Source organism: Bacillus sp. BPN334 (assembly GCF_008368885.1).
In the GTDB taxonomy this organism is placed as follows: Bacteria; Bacillota; Bacilli; order Bacillales; family Bacillaceae_G; genus Bacillus_A; species Bacillus_A wiedmannii.
In genome coordinates this window covers 128,478-149,926 of sequence record NZ_QOZW01000012.1, presented here as the reverse complement: position 1 = coordinate 149,926, position 21,449 = coordinate 128,478, and the positions used below count along the sequence as shown (strand labels likewise).

General features: G+C 35.7%; 20 protein-coding genes. 12 read left to right on the top strand and 8 right to left on the bottom strand.

What is annotated here, in order from left to right; genetic code table 11:
- Positions 1-42: 42 nt before the first annotated feature.
- The 3 genes from DN393_RS18525 to DN393_RS18515 all read right to left on the bottom strand — a co-directional run bounded on the left by DN393_RS18525 (position 43) and on the right by DN393_RS18515 (position 2,484).
- A complete protein-coding gene (locus DN393_RS18525; RefSeq protein ID WP_098111089.1) occupies positions 43-1,221 on the bottom strand; it encodes an NAD(P)/FAD-dependent oxidoreductase in 1,179 nt (392 codons plus the stop codon).
- 44 nt (positions 1,222-1,265) lie between these two features.
- A complete protein-coding gene (locus DN393_RS18520) occupies positions 1,266-1,706 on the bottom strand; it encodes a DUF1641 domain-containing protein (protein WP_001115312.1) in 441 nt (146 codons plus the stop codon).
- A 430-nt stretch (positions 1,707-2,136) separates the two neighbouring features.
- Positions 2,137-2,484: a winged helix-turn-helix transcriptional regulator gene (locus tag DN393_RS18515; RefSeq protein ID WP_000760478.1), complete on the bottom strand. Its 348-nt coding sequence runs from the start codon at positions 2,482-2,484 to the stop codon at positions 2,137-2,139.
- Positions 2,485-2,879: 395 nt separating this feature from the next.
- On the opposite strand from DN393_RS18515, the gene DN393_RS18510 reads away from it, so the two are divergent.
- From DN393_RS18510 to DN393_RS18495, 4 genes are all read left to right on the top strand, one after another.
- A complete protein-coding gene (locus DN393_RS18510) occupies positions 2,880-4,043 on the top strand; it encodes an MFS transporter (RefSeq protein ID WP_179958523.1) in 1,164 nt (387 codons plus the stop codon).
- Between the two features lie 15 nt (positions 4,044-4,058).
- A complete protein-coding gene (locus DN393_RS18505) occupies positions 4,059-4,898 on the top strand; it encodes an aldo/keto reductase (RefSeq protein WP_000793574.1) in 840 nt (279 codons plus the stop codon).
- A 124-nt stretch (positions 4,899-5,022) separates the two neighbouring features.
- Complete coding sequence (locus DN393_RS18500) at positions 5,023-5,952, top strand: thioester domain-containing protein (protein ID WP_064476240.1); 930 nt, start codon at positions 5,023-5,025, stop codon at positions 5,950-5,952.
- Positions 5,953-6,502: 550 nt separating this feature from the next.
- Entirely contained in the window at positions 6,503-9,691 is a 3,189-nt protein-coding gene (locus DN393_RS18495) for a putative mucin/carbohydrate-binding domain-containing protein (RefSeq protein WP_149173749.1), read from the top strand.
- A gap of 44 nt (positions 9,692-9,735) precedes the next feature.
- Here the strand turns inward: DN393_RS18495 and DN393_RS18490 are convergent, their stop codons facing one another.
- Positions 9,736-10,374, bottom strand: a complete 639-nt coding sequence (locus DN393_RS18490; protein WP_048542416.1) for an NAD(P)-dependent oxidoreductase — start codon at positions 10,372-10,374, stop codon at positions 9,736-9,738.
- A gap of 300 nt (positions 10,375-10,674) precedes the next feature.
- Between DN393_RS18490 and DN393_RS18485 the strand changes: the two genes are divergently transcribed.
- From DN393_RS18485 to DN393_RS18465, 5 genes are all read left to right on the top strand, one after another.
- Positions 10,675-12,105: an alanine/glycine:cation symporter family protein gene (locus DN393_RS18485; protein WP_064476242.1), complete on the top strand. Its 1,431-nt coding sequence runs from the start codon at positions 10,675-10,677 to the stop codon at positions 12,103-12,105.
- A 333-nt stretch (positions 12,106-12,438) separates the two neighbouring features.
- Positions 12,439-13,881 carry an alanine/glycine:cation symporter family protein gene (locus tag DN393_RS18480; protein WP_064476243.1) on the top strand — a complete coding sequence of 481 codons (1,443 nt, stop codon included), beginning with the start codon at positions 12,439-12,441 and terminating at the stop codon, positions 13,879-13,881.
- 365 nt (positions 13,882-14,246) lie between these two features.
- The gene (locus DN393_RS18475; protein ID WP_000673848.1) at positions 14,247-15,428 is read left to right on the top strand and encodes a NupC/NupG family nucleoside CNT transporter; all 1,182 of its coding nucleotides are present in this window, start codon (positions 14,247-14,249) and stop codon (positions 15,426-15,428) included.
- 353 nt (positions 15,429-15,781) lie between these two features.
- Entirely contained in the window at positions 15,782-16,963 is a 1,182-nt protein-coding gene (locus tag DN393_RS18470) for a NupC/NupG family nucleoside CNT transporter (protein ID WP_064476245.1), read from the top strand.
- 91 nt (positions 16,964-17,054) lie between these two features.
- Positions 17,055-17,288: a hypothetical protein gene (locus tag DN393_RS18465; protein WP_088047824.1), complete on the top strand. Its 234-nt coding sequence runs from the start codon at positions 17,055-17,057 to the stop codon at positions 17,286-17,288.
- Between the two features lie 25 nt (positions 17,289-17,313).
- Here the strand turns inward: DN393_RS18465 and DN393_RS18460 are convergent, their stop codons facing one another.
- Entirely contained in the window at positions 17,314-17,820 is a 507-nt protein-coding gene (locus DN393_RS18460) for a ferritin (RefSeq protein ID WP_061678977.1), read from the bottom strand.
- A 53-nt stretch (positions 17,821-17,873) separates the two neighbouring features.
- The gene (locus DN393_RS18455; RefSeq protein WP_064476247.1) at positions 17,874-18,197 is read right to left on the bottom strand and encodes a MazG nucleotide pyrophosphohydrolase domain-containing protein; all 324 of its coding nucleotides are present in this window, start codon (positions 18,195-18,197) and stop codon (positions 17,874-17,876) included.
- 73 nt (positions 18,198-18,270) lie between these two features.
- Between DN393_RS18455 and DN393_RS18450 the strand changes: the two genes are divergently transcribed.
- The 3 genes from DN393_RS18450 (at position 18,271) to DN393_RS18440 (ending at position 20,164) form a co-directional block, all read left to right on the top strand.
- Positions 18,271-18,849 carry an LOG family protein gene (locus DN393_RS18450; RefSeq protein WP_046955625.1) on the top strand — a complete coding sequence of 193 codons (579 nt, stop codon included), beginning with the start codon at positions 18,271-18,273 and terminating at the stop codon, positions 18,847-18,849.
- A gap of 118 nt (positions 18,850-18,967) precedes the next feature.
- On the top strand, positions 18,968-19,249 hold the full coding sequence (locus tag DN393_RS18445; RefSeq protein ID WP_064476248.1) for a hypothetical protein: 282 nt from the start codon (positions 18,968-18,970) through the stop codon (positions 19,247-19,249).
- A 411-nt stretch (positions 19,250-19,660) separates the two neighbouring features.
- Complete coding sequence (locus tag DN393_RS18440) at positions 19,661-20,164, top strand: DinB family protein (protein ID WP_088047825.1); 504 nt, start codon at positions 19,661-19,663, stop codon at positions 20,162-20,164.
- Positions 20,165-20,271: 107 nt separating this feature from the next.
- Here DN393_RS18440 and DN393_RS18435 read toward each other — a convergent pair whose 3' ends face one another.
- Positions 20,272-20,469, bottom strand: coding sequence for a hypothetical protein (locus DN393_RS18435; RefSeq protein ID WP_000656328.1), 198 nt, complete (start codon positions 20,467-20,469; stop codon positions 20,272-20,274).
- A gap of 393 nt (positions 20,470-20,862) precedes the next feature.
- Entirely contained in the window at positions 20,863-21,303 is a 441-nt protein-coding gene (locus DN393_RS18430) for a Dps family protein (RefSeq protein WP_001041897.1), read from the bottom strand.
- Between the last annotated feature and the right edge of the window lie 146 nt (positions 21,304-21,449).

Sequence of the window (21,449 nt, the reverse complement as noted above, 5' to 3'; positions counted from 1 at the left end):
TAGCCCGAACCATGCAGGGCATGATTCGGGCTTATATTCAGATTAGTAAGCTAAGCTGAATAGACCTTTAATGTGTGATAAGTAACGAACGTTACTTGCTTCTTTCATTAATGATGCTGGTAAGCCTTTAAGTGGAGTATTGCTTGCTCCAATTGTAGCAACAGCATCTTTACGTCCTAGACTAGCAAGTGTTCCAGAGTTTACAGGTGCGAACTCTTCGAATGCTTTGCCTTCTAGTGCTGCGTATAAGTTGTATCCAATTAACTCACCCATTTGCCAAGCGATTTGTGCAGTTGGTGGGTATGGACGTCCGTCTGGAGCGAAGACAACAGCGCTGTCTCCAGCAACGAATACGTCTTTGTGAGAAGTAGATTGTAGGTATGCATCAACTGTTGCACGTCCACGGTTTACTTCAAGACCTGATTCACCGATTAATGGGTTACCTTGTACGCCGCCTGTCCAAACGAATGTGTTAGCAACAAGTTTTTGACCGTCTTTTAAGTCGATTTCATTGCCAGCAACGTTTGTTACAGGAAGACCTGTTAAGAATGTAACGCCGCGTGCTTCTAGGCTAGTAGTTGCACGTTCGATTAAGTGGTCTGGTAATACTGGAAGGATTTTTGGACCTGCTTCAACAAGAAGAAGTTTAACTTCTTTTGGATTTACGCCGTGGCTTTTTGCAAGTTTAGGCATAATGTCAGCAAGCTCACCAACTAGCTCAACGCCAGTTAATCCGCCACCACCGATTACGATTGTAGCATCAGCTTCGTTTTTCGTTTTTGCGTATTCACGAATACGGTCTTCAACGTGTTTGTAGATTTTGTTTGCATCAGCAGCAGATTTTAATACCATGCTGTTTTCTTCTAGTCCTGGAATACCGAAGTAAGCAGTTTTACTTCCTAAAGCAACTACAAGTGCATCGTAAGATAAAGTAGTGCCACCAGCTAGTTTAATTTCTTTGCTATCAACTGAGAATGACTCAACTGTTGCGATTTTAAGATCGATGTCTTTACCTTTGAAAAGCTTTGTAAGTGGCATTGCAATTGCTTGCTCAGCAACGTTACCAGCTGCAAGGCGGTGTAGTTCAGTGATGATTTGGTGTGTTGAGTATTGGTTAATCACTGTAACTTGTGCTTCTGATTTGCTGTAATATTTACGTACGTTTAAAGCGGCAAGAAGACCGCCATAACCAGCGCCTAAGATGACAATTTGTTTTGACATAGTATGATATCCCCCGTCTTTACTAATTGTTGTTATAAGTTAAATTATTTATTGTTACGTTCTGCACTAATTTGAAGGTATGCGTTCACAAAGCGGAACATTTTTTGTGCTTGTGGGTCTTTTAGTAATTTTAATAGACCGAACAGGCCGATAACTTCGTTGCTTTCGTCAGCACGATCTTTCGCTTCGATAGCAGTTGCAGCCATGCCTTTCACTGTATCTTTTACAGGTTCTACAAGCTCTGTGATTGCACTAACAGTGTCGCTTTTTAATACTTCATCAGTAGCAACAGTTTGAGCGAAGTCATAAGACTTAGTTAAAATATTAACAAGCTCAGTTAATTTTGGAAGCTGTTCTACTAGTGTTGTTAATGATTCTTGTACCTCAGGTTTTAACAACTGATCAAGTACATCAAGTTGTCCTTGGCTAGCAGAAATTTGTACAGTTTCTTGTTCTGGCTTTGTTTGAGTCATAGTTTCTGGCATCTCCAATTCTCCTTTACGATAGCAATACTCTTATTTTTGATAGGTAAGATAGTAAACGTTTGCGAAACTTTATACAAAGTTTCACAAAGCACAATAAAATGCCTTTAAATTTATGCCAGCAAGTCAGCTGAAATCATAAATCCAAAACCATAATGTCCTACCTATTATTTATGAACTGTCCGATACATGGCTTGTCCGCATAATGGAAAGTTCCTTTATCGGAAAGTGTATATAATATATATCCTATATTATATACTATATACACCTATGTTAACATAAAAATGATTCCTAATTATTTGATATTAAGCGTATAACGTAGTACTGACAAGGCGTGAAAGCGCATAAATTATTTTGATAAGGTAGGAAATGTACGTATATATAAATAAAAAAAGGAAAAAATGGACAAATTTATGTTCATTTTTTCCTTTTTTTATTGTTCACCTTCTGTAATTAGCATCGATGTGTTACCGCTTTTTTCAAGGTGGCATTCGCCCCAAGTACAAAGAGAATCGAGAATGGATTCTAAAGACCAACCGTAGTCTGTAAGAGAATATTCTACTTTCGGTGGTACTTGATTGTATACCTTTCTTTGAATAACTCCGTCTTCTTCTAATTCGCGTAATTGCTGTGTTAACATCTTTTGTGTAATACCAGGCATGAGACGTTTTAATTCACTCGTTCTCTTTGTACCTTTCGTTAAGTGGCAAAGAATAACGACTTTCCATTTTCCGCCGATAACCTCTAAAGTCGCTTCAACGGGAATATTATATTTCTTCATATAAAAAATCTCCTTTGATGAATATAGATTGCAGTTCTCCAACAAAAGAAGCTAAATAATTTAAATGTTACTAAAAAGTACCTATAGCACTTTAAAGTACGTACTTTTTATCATGTTGAATATGTTCCATAATAGCATATGTAAGAGGGAAATGAGTAGTACGGTACTAAAAAGTGCCTATGTTACTTTTTGGTACCTATCGTACTTTAAAGTGCGTTCTTCAAAAAAAGAGTGAAGCCATTCATAATAGCATATATCAGCAGTAAAGTTATGTTTGTAGAAGATAAAAAGGCCTTTTTATCACACTATTATGATTGGATTTCTCGCATTAAGGAGGAGTTCAATTGAATTCATATACAGTATCTTCTTCAGCGGTACAGACGAATCGAAGAAGTATGTTTGCTTTATTAGCACTAGCAATTAGTGCGTTTGGAATTGGTACAACCGAATTTATTAGTGTCGGTTTATTACCATCTATTTCAGAGGATTTACATGTTTCTGTTACAACAGCGGGTTTAACCGTTTCTTTATATGCATTAGGAGTAGCGTTTGGTGCCCCAGTATTAACGTCGTTAATAGCTAGTATGTCGCGAAAGACGTTATTAATGTGGATTATGATTATTTTCATTATTGGTAATGGAATTGCGGCAGTGGCAACAAGTTTTACTGTGTTACTTATCGCGAGGGTTGTATCTGCGTTTGCGCATGGTGTTTTTATGTCGATAGGATCCACAATTGCGGCTGCGCTTGTACCAGAGAATAAACGTGCAAGTGCAATTGCATTTATGTTTACTGGTTTAACTGTTGCGACCATTACAGGTGTACCGATTGGAACATTTATCGGTCAACAATTTGGTTGGAGAGCATCGTTTATGGTAATTGTGGCAATTGGAATCGTTGCCTTAATCGCTAACAGTATGCTGATTCCGTCTAACTTGAAAAAAGGTACATCCGTATCATTTCGTGATCAATTCAAACTGATTACGAATGGAAGACTATTACTTGTATTTACTATTACTGCATTAGGGTACGGGGGGACATTCGTAACATTTACGTATTTATCTCCGCTATTACAAGAAGTAACAGGATTTAAATCAAGTACCGTTACAATTATTTTGTTAGTGTACGGAATTGCAATTGCGATTGGGAATATGGTTGGCGGGAAATTATCAAATCATAATCCGATTCGAGCATTATTTTACATGTTCTTTATTCAAGCAATTGTATTATTTGTTTTAACATTTACAGCGCCATTTAAAGTCGCTGGACTCATCACAATTATTTTTATGGGACTATTTGCGTTTATGAATGTTCCAGGGCTACAAGTGTATGTCGTTATCTTGGCTGAGAGATTTGTTCCAAGTGCTGTTGATGTGGCATCAGCGATTAACATTGCAGCATTTAACGCAGGAATTGCTCTTGGTGCTTACTTGGGCGGTATTGTAACGAACTCGTTAGGGTTAATTCATACGGCCTGGGTAGGAGGCATTATGGTAGTAGGTGCTGTAATTTTAACAGCGTGGAGTATGACATTAGAAAAAAGAGATCAAGTGAAATAAGGGAGAGAAAATATAATGAAAAATTTACAAAGTACAACAACATTGCATAACGGTGTAGAAATGCCTTGGTTCGGTTTAGGTGTATTTAAAGTAGAAGATGGACCAGAACTTGTAGAAGCTGTAAAATCGGCGATTAAAGCAGGATACCGCAGTATCGATACAGCTGCGATTTATGGAAACGAGAAAGCTGTAGGAGAAGGAATTCGTGCTGGTATAAAAGAAGCAGGGATTTCTCGAGAAGATTTATTTATTACTTCAAAAGTGTGGAATGCAGATCAAGGATATGAAACGACACTTGCTGCATATGAAGAGAGCTTAAAAAAATTAGAGCTAGATTATTTAGACTTATATCTTGTTCATTGGCCTGTAGAAGGGAAATACAAAGATACGTGGAGAGCATTAGAAACACTTTATAAAGAAGAACGCGTACGTGCAATTGGCGTAAGTAACTTCCAAGTTCATCACTTACAAGATGTAATGAAAGATGCGGAAATCAAGCCAATGATTAACCAAGTAGAATACCACCCTCGTTTGACACAAAAAGAATTACAAGCTTTCTGTAAAGAACAAGGTATTCAAATGGAAGCATGGTCACCATTAATGCAAGGTCAATTGTTAGATAACGAAACATTACAAGCAATTGCTGAGAAACACGGTAAAACGACAGCTCAAGTTATTTTACGTTGGGATCTTCAAAATGGAGTAATCACAATTCCGAAATCAACGAAAGAACACCGTATCATTGCAAACGCTGATGTGTTTAACTTTGAATTAACGAAAGAAGATATGGAGAAAATCGATGCGTTAAATGAAAATCATCGTGTTGGTCCAGATCCTGATAACTTTGATTTCTAAACTTATAGTGGAGAGAAAGAGTGCAAACAGTTTGCACTCTTTTTTGTTTTGTTTATGCATAAAAAAAGTTTCTAACTAAATAATAAACAGAAGAAAATTTGTTATTTCATAAGGGGTTGTAAACATGAATATAAAAAGATCTTTCAAGCTAATGGCCGCTTTTTTGAGTGTTTTATTTGTATTTGCGAACTTATTATTTCCACTTCAACAAGCATTCGCGGAAGTTATGGATCATACAAAGTATGAAATGGATTGGAGTTATAGTAAGTCAAAGAAGAAACCAATTCGAACAGAGCTTATTAAAACAGCAGATGGTAAAATTGCCTTTTGCTTAAATGTAGATTTGAAATCTCCAAGCGGTCAAGATTTACCGGAAATGGGGAAAGTGGATATTAATGTGTATCGTGTACTATTAAATGGATATCCACAAAAGAGCCCACAAGAATTAGGTGTTTCTGATTGGAGAGAAGCGCATTATGCAACGCAGCTTGCAGTATGGAATGCGTTAAAACAAATTGATATTAATGATTTAGATTTTCGAAATAAAAATGTAGAAAAGGTAACGAAAGATATCGTTGCAAAGGCAAGCGCTAGTGAAGAATTACAAGAAATTACGATGAGTGTCGTGCCGTCAGAAGAGCAACAAGCAGTGTTGAAAAATGATTTCTTTGAAACAGGTTTATATACAGTAGAAACAAATGCGAAAAGCGGAACATATAAAGTGCAAGCAACAGGTGCACCAGAAGGCGCGAAATTTGTAAATGAAAAGGGCGAAGCAAAAACGGAATTTAATGTAGGAGAAAAGTTCCGCATCTTAATTCCGAAACAAACACCAGCTGGTGGGTTTAGCTTTAAAGTATTAGGGAATTTAACAAAGTTACAAGGGATTGCACATAAAGGGACACCGACTATTCAAAATGCAGTTGTATTACTTGAGCGTAGTGAAGAAAAAACAAGTCCGGAGTTATCGGTAAGTTGGAAAACAACAAATGGTCATGATAATAATAAACCACATACTCCAAATGAACCACATAAACCGAATCAAAAGAGATAATGAAAAAGCATTGGCTTGTGCCAGTGCTTTTTTATATGGCTGATAAAATTATATTGAAAAAATTAAATGCGGGATAAAATTACTGTTTATACAGTTTGAACTCTATTTAGAAATAATATAAATATACTAAAATTCAAACGTTACAATTAATAGATTGTATTCACAAAATCGTAACATTATTCTGATTGGAAAGGCTATCAAACAAAGTAGAAAGCGTGTAAAATTCAGTTGGAAAAACTACCTATTGATGGTCATATATGAAGAAAATGTAAGATTCTATTATTATTCACAATTTTAGATGTATAGATGACAATACTGAAATATATCTTTTACTATTCTCTTTTTATGTAGAGAGAAGTGAGGGGGATACAGTACATAAAAATTTTATAATGTAAGAAAGCGAATACATTGAGAGGAATGCGGTAGTAATTGATACAGGTGTGCGAGGTGTTAGTCTATTCGTTAAATGTTTTTATAAAAATAATAGGATGTCTTATTAAGTGAATATATAGGATAGTTTCTCTAAATAAAGGAATAGGGGACACAGATTATGTCGAAGAAAAAGACGAGTAGGGTATTAGTAGCTGGAATATGTATATCTACATTATTATCGCCAGTAGCTTTCGAAGCATCGAAAGGATATGCAGCACCTTTAGAAGAGGTTAAAGGTGGGAATTTGGAAGAGAACAAATTTGAGCAAAGGACGTTCCAGGTACCTGGAAAAGGGGATATAGACAAGGAAACAGAACGATTAAAAGTAACTTTTGATCTTTCTGTTAATGAACCGACTGGAATTTATGCAGCGGCAAATGAAAAAATTACAGTTGAAATAAAAGGAACACAGTCTATTCAAGCTTTCATAGGAACGAGATCTTATGATGAAGAGGCACCTGAAAAATTTGATTTAAAACCTGGAAAAAACGTTATTTCATCGCCAAGAGGTGGTATTTTATATTTTTACAATATGAATAACGAAGGTGAGGTAACTGCTTCAGTTACGAAGGGTGGTAGCCATTTTCCTTTGTTTATTTTAGGTAAGCATACGAAAAAAGATTGGGATGAAATGTTAAAGAAATATAAAGATCCTTATGCGGTTGAATTAAAAGGTGAGCGGAGTTTAGTTACTGCTAGTCCGAGCTCTATACAAAAGTTTATGAAAAACACAAGCCCGATAGAGTTAATGAAATTGCATGATAAGATTATTCGAATAGAAAATGCAGTAGCTGGTTTATCAGAGGGTGGAATTGGACTCGCGAAATCTCCAATTCATTATGTTCAGTTTGTTGAAAAACGGAAGCCTGCTGAAGATGATTTTATGTTTGCAACAAATTATCATACAGGATATATTCCAAGCGCAATGAATAGAGTTTTAGATATAGAAGTGCTTGAAAAGGATGGCTGGGGACCATGGCATGAAGTTGGACATCTACATCAGCAAAGTCCTTGGGATTGGGATGCTATTGGAGAAGTAACAGTCAATATTTATTCTTTAATGGTGCAAAAAGCATTAGGAAATGAATTAGAAATGGATGGGCACTATAAAAAGTCATTTGAGTACTTAGAGAAACCTATAGAAGAAAGAATAATTGATGAATTTGATCCTCTTACAATGTTTTGGCAATTAAATGTTGTTTACGGAGAACATTTTTATCCGAGACTGCATCAAGCTTATCGTATGTTACCTAAGGAGGAATTGCCTACTTCTGATGAAGAGAAAAAGCAAATGTTTGTTTATATGACATCAAAAGTGGCAGGACAAAATTTAGTTCCTTTCTTTAAAGAATGGGGATTAACTCCAAGTGATGAGACTAGAGAAAAAATAGAAAAATTAAATTTACCTAAATTAGAAAAAGAAATATGGAAAGCTACAGATAGTAATGATATTCGCGAGAAGCAAGTTGAACCGTATAAAGTTCCGTATGGTGAACCTGCTAATGAGGTAAAAAACCTTGTAGTTGGTACCAATTTTGATGAAGAGCAAGCGGGTAAACTTGTTCAAAATTTAGGTGAGAATGTAAAAGTAACAGGTAAGATTATATGGTCTAAATTAGAGAGTGGAAAACAGGAAGTGTTAGTAGAAATTGAGGATGAAAAAGGGAATGAAAATTTAATTACTGTTCCAGTCAATGCTGTTTATGGTGACAGTATGATTTTTCAAGGAATTTCAAATGATGTAATGTCGACAGTGGAGCTTCGTCACAATGAAAAAAAATTACATGTCGCTTTTATTAGTAATGAAATACATTACCTTTTTGATAAAGAAAAATATATAGGTTTAACAGTATATGATCAAAATGGGATTGAAAAGAAAAGTGTATCAGCAGAAGGGCAAGAAAGTGGAAAACGATTTGCGATGGAACTAAATGGATTGAATTTTGAATATGGTGATGTAGTAAAAGTATTCCATGCAGAACCGAGTCGTTTAAAATGGTACCGAAATAACGAACTTGTAGATCAAGGGAAAGCTAAAAATAAAAAAGAGAAATTCTTTAAAATTACTCCGCAAGGCTTTGAATTAAAAGATGGTTTGCAAGAAGTAACGGCACGATCACAAATGGTAGTAGTCGGAACGGACATTGCCCAGTTAGATGTGAAAAACTTTGTTGAGGTAAAAGAAGGAGAAGTAGTCGGGTTTGTGGAGAATCCTGATACAACGAAGATCGGAAAGCAAACAGTAAAAGTAGAAACGAAAGATCGTTTTGGGAATAAGCAAGTGACAGAGGTACCTGTAGAAGTGGTTTATGGAGATAGTATTGTATACGCAGGATATGGCGATGATATTGCTTCAATTGTAACTTTAAAGCACGAAGAGAAGAAATTCCATGTGACTGATATGGATAGCGAGATTCATGAGTATTTTAATAAAGAGTTATACATGGGTATCACGTTATACGATCGAGATGGAAAAGAGAAAAAACATGTAACAGCAGAGGGACAAGAAACATCAGAGAACTTTGCGAAGCAAGTGAATGGTATGCAATTCGAGTATGGAGATGTAGTAAAAGTATTCCACGCAGAACCGGATCGTTTGAAATGGTATCAAAATAATACCCTTACTGGTCAAGGTGAGAAAAAAGGGGCAAAAGAACTATTCTTCAAAGTGACAGAAAAAGGCTTTGAGAGAATGGATATGTTGCAAGAAGTAACAGCGAAACCGCAACAAGTAGTAGTCGGAACAGATGTTGAAAAGTTAGACGCGAAAAAATTTGTTGAAGTAAAAGATGGAGAAGTGGTAGGTTTTGTAGGGAAACCAGATACGACAAAAATTGGTCAGCAAACAGTGAAAGTAGAAACGAAAGATCGTTTTGGAAATAAGCAAGTAACAGAAGTAGCATTAGAAGTAACGTATGGAGACAGTTTTGTATACCAAGGGCTTAGTGACGTTATCCGTTCTATTGTAACGGTAAATCATGACGATAAGAAACTACATGTGACGTATACAAATGAACAAATTCATAGCTACTTTAAGAATGAATTATATATGGGAATTACGCTATATGATCAAAACGGAATGGGGAAAAAACATGTAACAGCAGAAGGACAAGAAACTTCAAAGAATTTTGCTGAGCAAGTAAATGGAACTTCATTCCAGTATGGAGATGTAGTGAAAGTGTATCATGCCGAATTAGGTCGTTTAATTTGGTATAAAAATAGTGAGTTAGTAGGAAAAGGAGATAAGAAAAAGTTTAAAGAAATTTCTTTCAAGATTACTCCAAATGGCTTAGAACAAGTGCAATAATAAGAAAAAGCTCGTAAAACATTATGTTTTACGAGCTTTTTTTATTACTCAGCTTCAGAAACTACTGTGAAGCGTTCGTTTACGTGTTTTGGATTTTCGATTTCATCAAGTGCTGCAACTGCGAAGTCTTCGTAACTTACGTAGCTATCACCTTTTGCGTTAACAAGAAGATTGTCTTGTCCAGCTGTATAAGAACCAGTACGTTTTCCTAATGCGAATAGTGCAGAAGGACTGATGAATGTCCAAGTAATATCGTTTGTTTGTTGCAGAATTTCTAAGTTTTTACCTTGGTTTTGAGCTGTTGCAAGGTATTCATTTGGGAAACCTGGCGTATCAAATACACGCGTTGTTTTCTCTTCGTCTACAAATAAGCTTCCAGCGCCGCCAACTACAAGTAATTTTGTGTTAGGTGCACCTTTCATAGCTTCAATTAGTACGTTTCCTGCATCTACGTGAAGATGTTCTTCTCCTGCTGGAGCGCCGAATGCATTTACAACTACATCAAATGCTTGTAGGTCATTAGATGTAAGAGCGAATACATCTTTCTCTAAAACTTTTATATTTTCTTCTGTAATTTTTGCAGCGTTTCTTACGATTGCAGTTACTTCATGTCCGCGATCTAATGCTTCTTTTAAAATACGACTTCCTGCTTTACCAGTTGCTCCGATGATTCCGATTTTCATAATAAATCCCTCCAAAGTGTTTTGTTAAAGTGTATATCTGAAAGTAAATGAATTTGTTGTAATAAGGTTTGTTACAACCTGATGTAATCATTATAGTTACAGGTTGGTGTTTTTGTCAATGGGATAGTTTGTAGATTTACTTTTTATTTTAGTATGCACAGTTAGAGGGAGGAGAGTCATAAAGATATTGTTACTTCGTGTCTGGCTAATATTTGGAAATTGCAAATTGTCGAAAAATGTTGATTTTTAAATGTTTTTTAAATATAATTCGTTTTATGGAGAAAAGGAGGGGTTAATTGTATGAATATTTTAGAGCAATTTGTTTCATCAACGAATACAATTCTTTGGTCATATATTCTTATTGCAATGTTAATTGGTTTAGGTCTTTATTTTTCTATTAAATTGAAATTCGTACAAATTACTCATTTAGGGGAAATGGTTCGACTAATGAGTGATGGATTAACTGGAAAGACGCGTAAAAAAGGTAGTGTATCTTCTTTCCAAGCGTTCTGTATGAGTTCAGCAGCTCGTATTGGAATCGGGAACTTAGCCGGTGTAGCGTTAGCTATTTCTATGGGAGGACCTGGAGCGGTATTTTGGATGTGGGTTATTGCGATTGTCGGAGCGTCTTCAAGTTTCGTGGAAAGTACGCTTGCGCAAATTTATAAAATAAAAGATGGCAGTGGCTTCCGTGGTGGTCCTGCTTATTATATGGAAAAAGGTTTAAATAAACGCTGGATGGGGATTTGGTTCTCTATTCTAATTACAATTAGTTACGGTTTAATTTTTAACTCCGTACAAGCGAATACAGTTACTTTAGCATTTAAAAATGCATTTGGTATTGAGCGTTACATTGTTGGGATTGCATTAGCTGCATTAGTGGCAGTTATTATTTTTGGCGGTGTGAAAAGTATTGCGCGTATGTCGGAAATGATCGTTCCACCAATGGCACTTATTTATATTGCAGTAGCAGTTTTCGTTGTTATTAAAAATTATTATTTAATACCGGACATGTTTACAGAAATCTTTAAAGGTGCATTTGGTTTAGATTCAGCTGTAGGTGGCGGTATTGGTGCTGCGATGAAATATGGTATTCAGCGCGGATTATTTGCGAATGAAGCAGGTATGGGTAGTGCGCCGAATGCGGCAGCAACAGCGGATGTAACACATCCAGCGAAACAAGGATTTATTCAAACAATTGGAGTATTAGTAGATACATTTTTAGTATGTACATCAACAGCATTTATCGTACTATGTTCTGGTGCATATAAGGCAACGAATTTAGAAGGTATTGAATTAACGCAAGTGGCGTTAAGTTCACAAATCGGTTCGTGGGCAAGTAGCTTCTTAGCGATTATTATTTTCTTATTTGCATTTAGTTCACTTCTAGGAAACTACTATTATGGTGAAACGAATATTGAATTCATTAAACAAAGTAAAACTTGGTTAACAATTTACCGTATTGCGGTGGTTGCAATGGTATTATTCGGTTCTGTTGCTACACTTCAAGTTGTATGGAATATGGCGGATTTATTTATGGGACTAATGGTAATCACAAACTTAATTGCGATTACGCTTCTTGGCCGATTTGCATATGCTGCTTTGGCAGACTATGTAAGGCAAAAGAAACAAGGGAAAGATCCAGTCTTCAGTGCAGATTCTATTCCTGGTTTAACGAATACAGAGTGTTGGGATAAGCCAACGGTAACGGATAAAGAAAAAGCAGTGTAATGAAAAGGCGAGCGTCGAGATAAAATCGATGCTCGTCTTTTTTGTTGTAGTGAATGATGAAAAGAGTGAGAGGGAATTATTAATATAATTTTGTTTGTTCATTATTCTCGTTATTTGTAGAGAACGCACTGTCTTAAAAGCATGACCGGTCGAATGTGATGAGTGATTGAGTATTGGATAAATGCACGTACTGGTTATATTTTTACGTAAAAAAAACATATATGTTAAGAAGTTTAACGTGCTCATGTCATAAAACCTAACATAAAGTTCTTGATTACTAAAAGTTTTTAGAATATAATTTTCTTATTGTTAGGAAGAGGGGGCAATGCAATTATGGATTTTTTAGCTAAGGTAATTGGGGATGTAAATAATGTCCTTTGGTCATATATCATTATTGCGATGTTAATTGGGTTAGGGCTTTACTTTTCATTTCGTGTGAAATTTGTCCAAGTTCGTTACTTCGGTGAAATGATTCGATTGCTTGGGGACGGGGCAAGTTCGAAAACGAGGAAAGAACAAAAAGAGAAGAGTGGTGTATCGTCGTTCCAGGCTTTTTGTATGAGTACAGCTTCTCGTGTAGGTACTGGTAACTTAGCTGGTGTAGCTATCGCAATCTCAGCAGGTGGACCAGGAGCAGTATTTTGGATGTGGTTAATTGCGGTAATTGGGGGTGCTTCTGCATTTGTAGAGAGCACATTAGCGCAAATTTATAAAGTAAAAGATGGGAATGCATTCCGTGGTGGTCCAGCTTATTATATGGAAAAGGGTTTAAAGAAACGCTGGCTAGGAGTTGTCTTCTCTGTTCTAATAACAGTTAGTTTCGGATTAATTTTCAACGCTGTGCAGTCAAACACAGTAGCAGCGGCTTTTGATGGAGCATTTAACACAGATGGTAAGTTTGTAGGTCTGTTTATGGCTGGTTTACTTGCAATCATTATCTTCGGCGGAGTAAAACGTATTGCACGTGCGGTTGAAATGATTGTTCCAGTAATGGCAATTATATATGTAGCAGTGGCATTATTCGTTGTTGTAACAAACATTACGGCAATTCCGTATGTATTTAAAGAAATTTTCTTACATGCTTTCGGAATTAAAGAAGTAGTAGGTGGGGGATTAGGAGCTGCGATTTTACTAGGGGTAAAACGTGGATTATTCTCAAATGAAGCAGGTATGGGTAGTGCGCCGAACGCAGCTGCGACTGCAAACGTAACGCACCCAGTTAAACAAGGTTTCATTCAAACTTTAGGGGTATTTACAGATACATTATTAATTTGTAGTTGTACAGCATTTATCATTTTATTATCAGATGTGCCTGGAGCGGCTGATTTAAACGGAATTCAATTAACGCAACAAGCATTAAGTCAACATATCGGACCGTGGGCTTCTATATTTGTAGCAGTTGCAATCTTCTTGTTTGCATTTAGTTCATTAGTAGGTAACTACTACTATGGTGAAACGAATATTGAATTCTTAAATGGAAGTAAAGTGTTATTAAATGCATACCGCATTGCTGTACTTGGTATGGTTGTTTTAGGATCTGTAGCAACAATTCAAATCGTTTGGGATTTAGCAGATTTATTTATGGGGATTATGGCTGTTATTAACTTAGTGGCGATCGTATTCCTTTCTAAGTACGCTTTTGCAGCGTTATCAGATTATATTAAGCAAAAGAAACAAGGAAAAGATCCAGTGTTCTATGCGGAGTCTATTCCAGGTTTGAGCAATACAGAGTGCTGGGATAAGCCAGCAGTAGCTGATAAAGAAAAAGCAGTATAATGAGGTGAGCATCAAGTGAAACTTGATGCTCATTTTTTTGTTTTATTCCGCTATTTGTGAACAGTAAAAATCTCGATTGATACGGGCTAATAATTAGTGGGGATGACACTGATTAAAGTTTCGCTATATAATGTAAAAGACGAACATTCATGAATGCTTTATAATAAAATGTATTTTTTTTAAGAAAAGTGCGGATATGAGTTGTGATTTGTGTTAGAATGGAAAATGCCTTTGAAACAAGAGGTTTTATGATCTTTCCTATCCGATTGAAGGTTTTAGAGGAGAAATGGAAAGTTCGGATTATTTCTTATTTCAAGTGGTCAGACGTTCAACGTTAATGAAGAGTTAAATGGAGGATTTTATTAATGAAGTTTGTTATGTTTCTTGTAGGATTGCTCGTTGTGTTCGTACTTGGTTTTCTTATAAGTGCCGATCGAAAGAAGATTAAGTATAAACCAATCGCAATTATGCTTGTTATTCAGCTAGCGTTAAGTTATTTCTTATTAAATACGCAAGTTGGTTATATTTTAGTAAAAGGAATTTCAGATGGATTTGGCGCGCTTCTTGGATATGCGGAAGCTGGAATCGTTTTCGTATTTGGCGGTCTTGTTAATAAAGGAGAGGTTTCATTCTTCTTAACAGCGTTATTACCAATCGTATTCTTTGCCGTTTTAATCGGAATTCTGCAACACTTTAAAATTTTGCCGATATTTATTCGTGCTATTGGTACTGCGCTAAGTAAAGTAAATGGTCTAGGAAAACTAGAATCATATAACGCAGTAGCGGCTGCCATTGTTGGGCAAGCGGAAGTATTTATTACAGTAAAAGATCAATTAAGTAAAATCCCAAAACATCGTTTATATACATTATGTGCATCTTCCATGTCGACAGTATCAATGTCAATCGTAGGTTCTTATATGAAAATGATCGAACCGAAATATGTAGTAACAGCACTTGTATTAAATTTATTTAGTGGTTTCATTATTATTCATATTATTAACCCGTACGATATTACAGAAGAAGAAGATACACTGAAATTAGAAAATAAGAAAAAACAGTCATTCTTTGAAATGCTAAGTGAATATATTATGCTTGGTTTCACGATTGCAATCACAGTAGCGGCAATGTTACTTGGTTTCGTAGCATTAATTACAGCAATTAATAGCTTGTTTGATTCCATGTTCGGTATTACATTCCAAGCTATTTTAGGATACATTTTCTCACCATTAGCATTCGTAATGGGTATCCCGCAAGCAGAGATGGTAACAGCGGGACAAATTATGGCAACAAAATTAGTATCAAACGAATTTGTTGCGATGCTGGATCTTGGAAAAGTAGCTGGTGATTTATCAGCTCGTACAGTTGGTATTCTTTCTGTATTTCTTGTATCATTTGCGAACTTCTCATCAATCGGAATTATCGCAGGTGCAACGAAAGGTATCGATGAAAACCAATCAAATGTTGTATCATCATTCGGTCTACGCCTTGTGTACGGTGCGACATTAGTAAGTATTCTATCAGCGATTATCGTTGGTGTTATGTTATAAACAAAGATGGCCCTAGCTCATAGCTAGGGCTATTTTTTTATGGTAAATCTGCATGAAAAAACCAATTATTTAGGAATATATTAACATATAAAAATCTTTTTAAATTTATATTGCATTTCGACTAGATAACGCTTACAATTTGATTTGTAGGTGGTATCAATTTCAGACTTTCAAGTATGGTAGGAGAGAAGAGGCTACCTTTTATAAATTGCAATTTATGTAAACGCTTACTGATTTTAGATAAAAGTTGAATAGTATTTAGGGGTTTTAAATTTTTTTAACACAAATGGTCAGACGTCATTCGTTATACGTTATACGACCGATAACTCGTGGGAGAAGTGGAGGATTCACATATGAAGATCGTAATGTTTCTAGTCGGTTTACTTGTAGTATTTGTACTAGGGTTCCTTATCAGTTCAGATCGTAAGAAAATTAAATATAAACCAATTGCACTTATGCTTGTCATCCAATTGGTACTTGCGTATTTCTTACTAAATACAAAGGTCGGATTTGTATTAGTAAAAGGGATTGCAGATGGGTTTGGCGCTATTTTAAAATTTGCGGAAGCAGGGGTTAATTTCGTATTTGGTGGTTTAGCAAATGATGGACAAGCACCATTCTTCTTAACAGTATTATTACCAATTATTTTCTTAGCAGTATTAATCGGGATCTTACAACATATTAAAGTTTTACCGATTATCATCCGTGCAGTCGGTTTCGTATTAAGTAAAATTAACGGCTTAGGAAAACTAGAATCATATAATGCAGTAGCAGCCGCAATTGTTGGTCAAGGTGAAGTATTCATTACAGTAAAAGATCAACTAAGCAAATTACCGAAAAATCGTTTATACACACTTTGTGCATCTTCAATGTCAACAGTATCGATGTCAATCGTCGGTTCTTACATGAAAATGATTGATCCAAAATATGTAGTAACAGCACTTGTATTAAACTTATTTAGCGGATTCATTATCGTTCATATCATTAATCCATATGAAGTGAAAGAAGAGGACGATATTTTAGAATTACAAGAAGATAAAAAACAAACATTCTTTGAAATGTTAGGCGAATATATTATGCTTGGTTTCTCTATCGCTGTAACAGTAGCGGCGATGTTAATCGGTTTCGTAGCATTGATTACAGCAATTAACGGTGTGTTTGATTCAATTTTCGGAATCACATTCCAAAGCATTTTAGGATATATCTTCTCACCATTAGCATTCGTAATGGGTATCCCAACATCTGAGATGCTAACGGCAGGACAAATTATGGCAACGAAATTAGTAACGAACGAATTTGTTGCAATGCTTGACCTTGGAAAAGTAGCTGGTGATTTATCAGCTCGTACAGTAGGTATTTTATCTATCTTCCTTGTATCATTTGCGAATTTCTCATCAATCGGAATTATCGCAGGTGCAACGAAGAGTATCGATGGCAAACAAGCAAACGTTGTATCTTCATTCGGATTAAAACTTGTATACGGTGCAACGTTAGTAAGTATATTATCAGCGATTATCGTTGGGGTTATGCTTTAATAAAAACAAACGAAGTCGTTTATCTCTCGCCTAGAGGGATGAACGACTTTTTTATTTTGGTATGATAAATAATATAGAGAGGGGGATTAAGTTGAAAGAACGGGATAGTTTAAGGGAGTCTGATGAGATTATGGAGAACATTGATCAATTAACTGGTGAAGATGCTAGAACCTTTTTGAAATTCATACATGGGTATTTAAGCATAGTAGAAGAAGGGGATGGGACTTTTACTCATAGTGATTTTGTTGAAAAGGTTTCAGCGCTTTATAAGAAGGATGTGGCTAAGGTTATTAAGCTTAGAGAAGAAATAAAAAAATCACCTTAATACATTCATTAAGGTGATTGAAATACTATTCAGCAGGAGGCGTAAATGTACGTTTCTCTAATTCAGCATCTAGCATAAATAGTGCGTTTGAATCGCTTGTAATACGTTTTAATTTTTGGATGATGCTATCGAATGAAGCTTCTTCTTCTACTTGCTCATCGACGAACCATTTTAAGAAGGTAATTGTTGCGTGCTCACGCTCATCCCAAGCGATATCAGATAAGTTGTAAATACGCTTCGTTACTTCACGCTCGTGCTCAAGTGCCACTTCAAAAGCGTTCAGTACAGATTCATATTCGTTATTCGGATTATCAAATCCAGTAACAATAGCGCGCTCACCGCGGTCGTTAATGTAGTTATAAAGCTTCATTGCGTGGAAACGTTCTTCCTCAGCTTGTACAAGGAAAAAGTTAGCGAATCCATCATAGCTCTCAGATGTACAGTAAGCAGCCATTGCCATATAAGCGTGGGCAGAGTAAAATTCAAAGTTCATTTGATCGTTTAATGCGTCGTGCAATTTTTTAGATAACATAAAATCCCCCTTAGTATTGTGACAAGAATATTATACCATAATTGATAATATTCTCATTTTGATGTCTCGAACCTTTTCGAAAGCTTTGTGACGTGAGCCTCCATAATGTCTTGTAAATCTAAATCATATTTTTTTGAAAGAATAATAAGGTTGGATAGTACATCACCAAGTTCTTCTTTTAGTTCCTGTTTTAGCTCTTCTTCTGTTTTCACTTTTTCGTCAGGACGATCACGACCAATTTCAATGGCGCGAACAACGCGTGAAACTTCTCCAACTTCCTCTGTTAAGAAATTTAAGCGAATAAAGGAATTATACTGTGACCAGCTTCGTTTTTCGTAAAATTCCTCCACCCATCTTTGAAATGCGACGATATCCATTTCTTCCTCATCCCTTCAATATGTTGTACAATGTTCATTGTATCATAACAATATATAGTTTCGGGGTGTAGGAATGAGAAAGATTTGTGTGTTTGCAGGTTCCAACTTAGGGGAGAGACCAGAATTTAAAGAGCAGGCAATAGCGTTAGGAAAAATGTTTGTTGAGAACGATTATGAGCTTGTATACGGTGGTTCTTGCGTTGGATTAATGGGAGAAGTGGCAAATGAAGTTCTTCGCTTAGGCGGACGTGTAACAGGTGTTATGCCACGCGGTCTATTCCGAGGAGAAATTGTTCATACAGGGCTAACAGAATTAATTGAAGTAGAAACGATGCACGAGCGCAAAGCGAAAATGGCAGAGCTTGCGGATGCTTTTATTGCATTACCAGGCGGATACGGAACGTTTGAAGAGCTATTTGAAGTAGTATGTTGGTCACAAATTGGTATACATAATAAGCCGGTTGGTTTATTGAACATAAAAGGCTTTTATGGGCCAATTTTGCAAATGGTTGAACGTGCAGCAGAAGAAGGATTTATGAATCCATCAAATAAAGAGTTGATCGTTTCAGCTGAGACGGCAGATAAACTAATTCATGCAATCCAAAATTATGAGCGTCCTGTTTTAGGAACGAAGTGGAAGCAGCTATCATAATACAATTTTATAGATGTTTTTGGAAACACATGTCATTTTATCTTGAAAAGGCATGTGTTTTTAATTTGGTTAAATATGTTAATGTTAAGATGTAATGTTTTTGGAAAAGGAGAAATAGATGGAGGAGTTTGTGTATTTACGTCCTGTTTTTAAAAATATTTTAGCAGCATCTATTCTTGTTATGCTAATTGTTTCAACACAGAAGAAAGAGCTAATTAATGAATTTTCGCTTTGGCTTATTTCGATATTGTGTATCGGTGTGGCCGCGATAACGTTGTTTATGTCTGGGTTTATCGTTGATGAGTATAGTCTAGCTGGTGATGTACAGAGTTTTAGCATGTTTATTGCAATTGGTTGTATTAGCGGTTTGAATTTTATTATTTATTATAGACGGCAATAAAAAGAAGGCATTCCATATTACTTCGGAATGCCTTTATCATTTTGATTTTTATATAGATTTTTGGAAACACATGTCTTTTTTATCGTAAAAAGGTATGTGTTTTTAATCTGGTTAAATATATTGATAGTGAGATGTGAAATCGTTGGAAGAGTGGAAGTATAGATGGAGGTATGTTTTGCTGACTAAAAAAAGAACATCTGAATAAAAGGTAAGTAAGGAATTATTGAGTGACATAGAACTGTTCCGTTAAAGGGGCAGATTGTGGAAGATAGGGAATGTTTTTTATGAAGTTAATAGAGGTTTTTTTAATCGAAATCAGAATAAATTTTATAGATGTAATCCTTTATGAATTTTTAATCAGCTATGTATCATAATCTAATCATTAAAATGAAAATTGGAGGAGAAATGAGCATGGGTCGTGCTGTATTAAAAATGTATAACTACCACTTATGGGCAAATGAAGTTATTTTAAATCGCTTAAAAGAACTACCGCAAGACATTTTCCATAAGGAAGTTAATAGTGGTTTTTCTTCGGTGGCAAAAGTAATGTCTCACATATACCTTACAGATTTAGCCTGGCTCGAGATTATTTCTGGTAAAAGCATGAGTGATGCAATGGTACACACAGATCAATTGAAAGAACAGCTGGAAACAAAAAATATTGAGGAAATGGAAACTAGTTTTTATGAATTATCTAAAAGATATAAAGAACTTTTAAGTAGTCAACAAGATTATGAAAAAGTGTTTGAGGTTGATAATCCATATGCTGGGTACCTGGATACGACGGTTTCTGAAACAATACTACACGTCGTCACCCACGGAGCATATCACCGTGGGAATATAGCCACAATGTTGCGGCAAATGGGTCATACCTCTGTTATGCAGGATTTTGGACTATTTCTATATTCAAAATGAATTTTTTTTATTTACCATAGAGTATGGGTTTATATGATGTTTTTTGTGGACGGCTTTTATTAGTGATTTAAGCTTAATTGTGTATTATACAAAAAAGGCATTCCATATTACTTCGGAATGCCTTTATCACTTTTATTATTTTGTTTCTTATACAGGTACCAGCCACCCCAGCCGCCACCAATTGCTACAACAACGAGGAAAGCATAGTCTTTCACCTCGACACGTATATTGAAAATATTAGCTATAAGTAAGACAATCCCAACTGTTATTAACGCAAAAAATGCTCTAATTAAGTAGTCTTTCAACTGAACCACTCCCGCCATTTAAGTAGTAAATGATGAATATGGAAAAGCTTTTTTGGGTCTATTTTACTAAAGGGTGTTACCTATATTTTAACATAAAAAAGATTGTAATATATTGATAAAAGTAGAGGAGAGAGGTGCTAATATTGTCGTGATTTGTCGGTAAGTCGATATATTGGGAAAATCGCTGATATAAATTTCATGTACTGATATGTGCGACCACTCCATAGAAAAAAAGCGACTCTGAACGAGCCGCTTCCGCTTTTAGGTGATATCCAGCTCCAGTAGCTAGAATCTCCGGTCATTTCGCTCTCTCGCTCGAAGCAAAAAGCGCTTCAAGGTCGAGAGCTCCAATGCCCTGCGATTCTGAGCAAGCCGCTTCCGCTTTTAGTTCTATTATTGATTCAAGAACGCACGTAGCATCCAAGCGTGTTTTTCTAGTTCTGTGTAGATGCCTAGTAGTAGGTCAGATGTCATTTCGTCATCAGAGTTTTGAGCGATTTCCATGCCTTTTTTCAGTTCGACTAGCATCATTTCGTAGTCTTTCATGATTGCTTCAACCATTCCTTCTGCAGTTTCGCCGTATGCTGCTTCTTGAATAGAAGATAGTTCTAAGTATTCTTTCATTGTTGCTACTGGTTTGCCACCAATTGCTAAAATGCGTTCTGCAATTTCGTCGATGTGAGTAGCTGATTCTGTGTAAAGTTCTTCGAATTTCTCGTGTAATGTGAAGAATTGAGGCCCTTTTACGTACCAATGGAAGTTGTGTAATTTTGTGAATAAAACGCTCCAGTCTGCTACTTGTTTGTTTAATACTTCGATTACTTGTTTGTTCATTATGATCAATCTCCTTTTGAGTTGTTATGTTATATCAATTACTAATTTATAATTATTATAATCTAGTAATTGATATAAATCAACCCTTTTGCTGGAATTAATTTGAACAAATTATGAACTGTTATAAATAAAAATCCCTATTACTG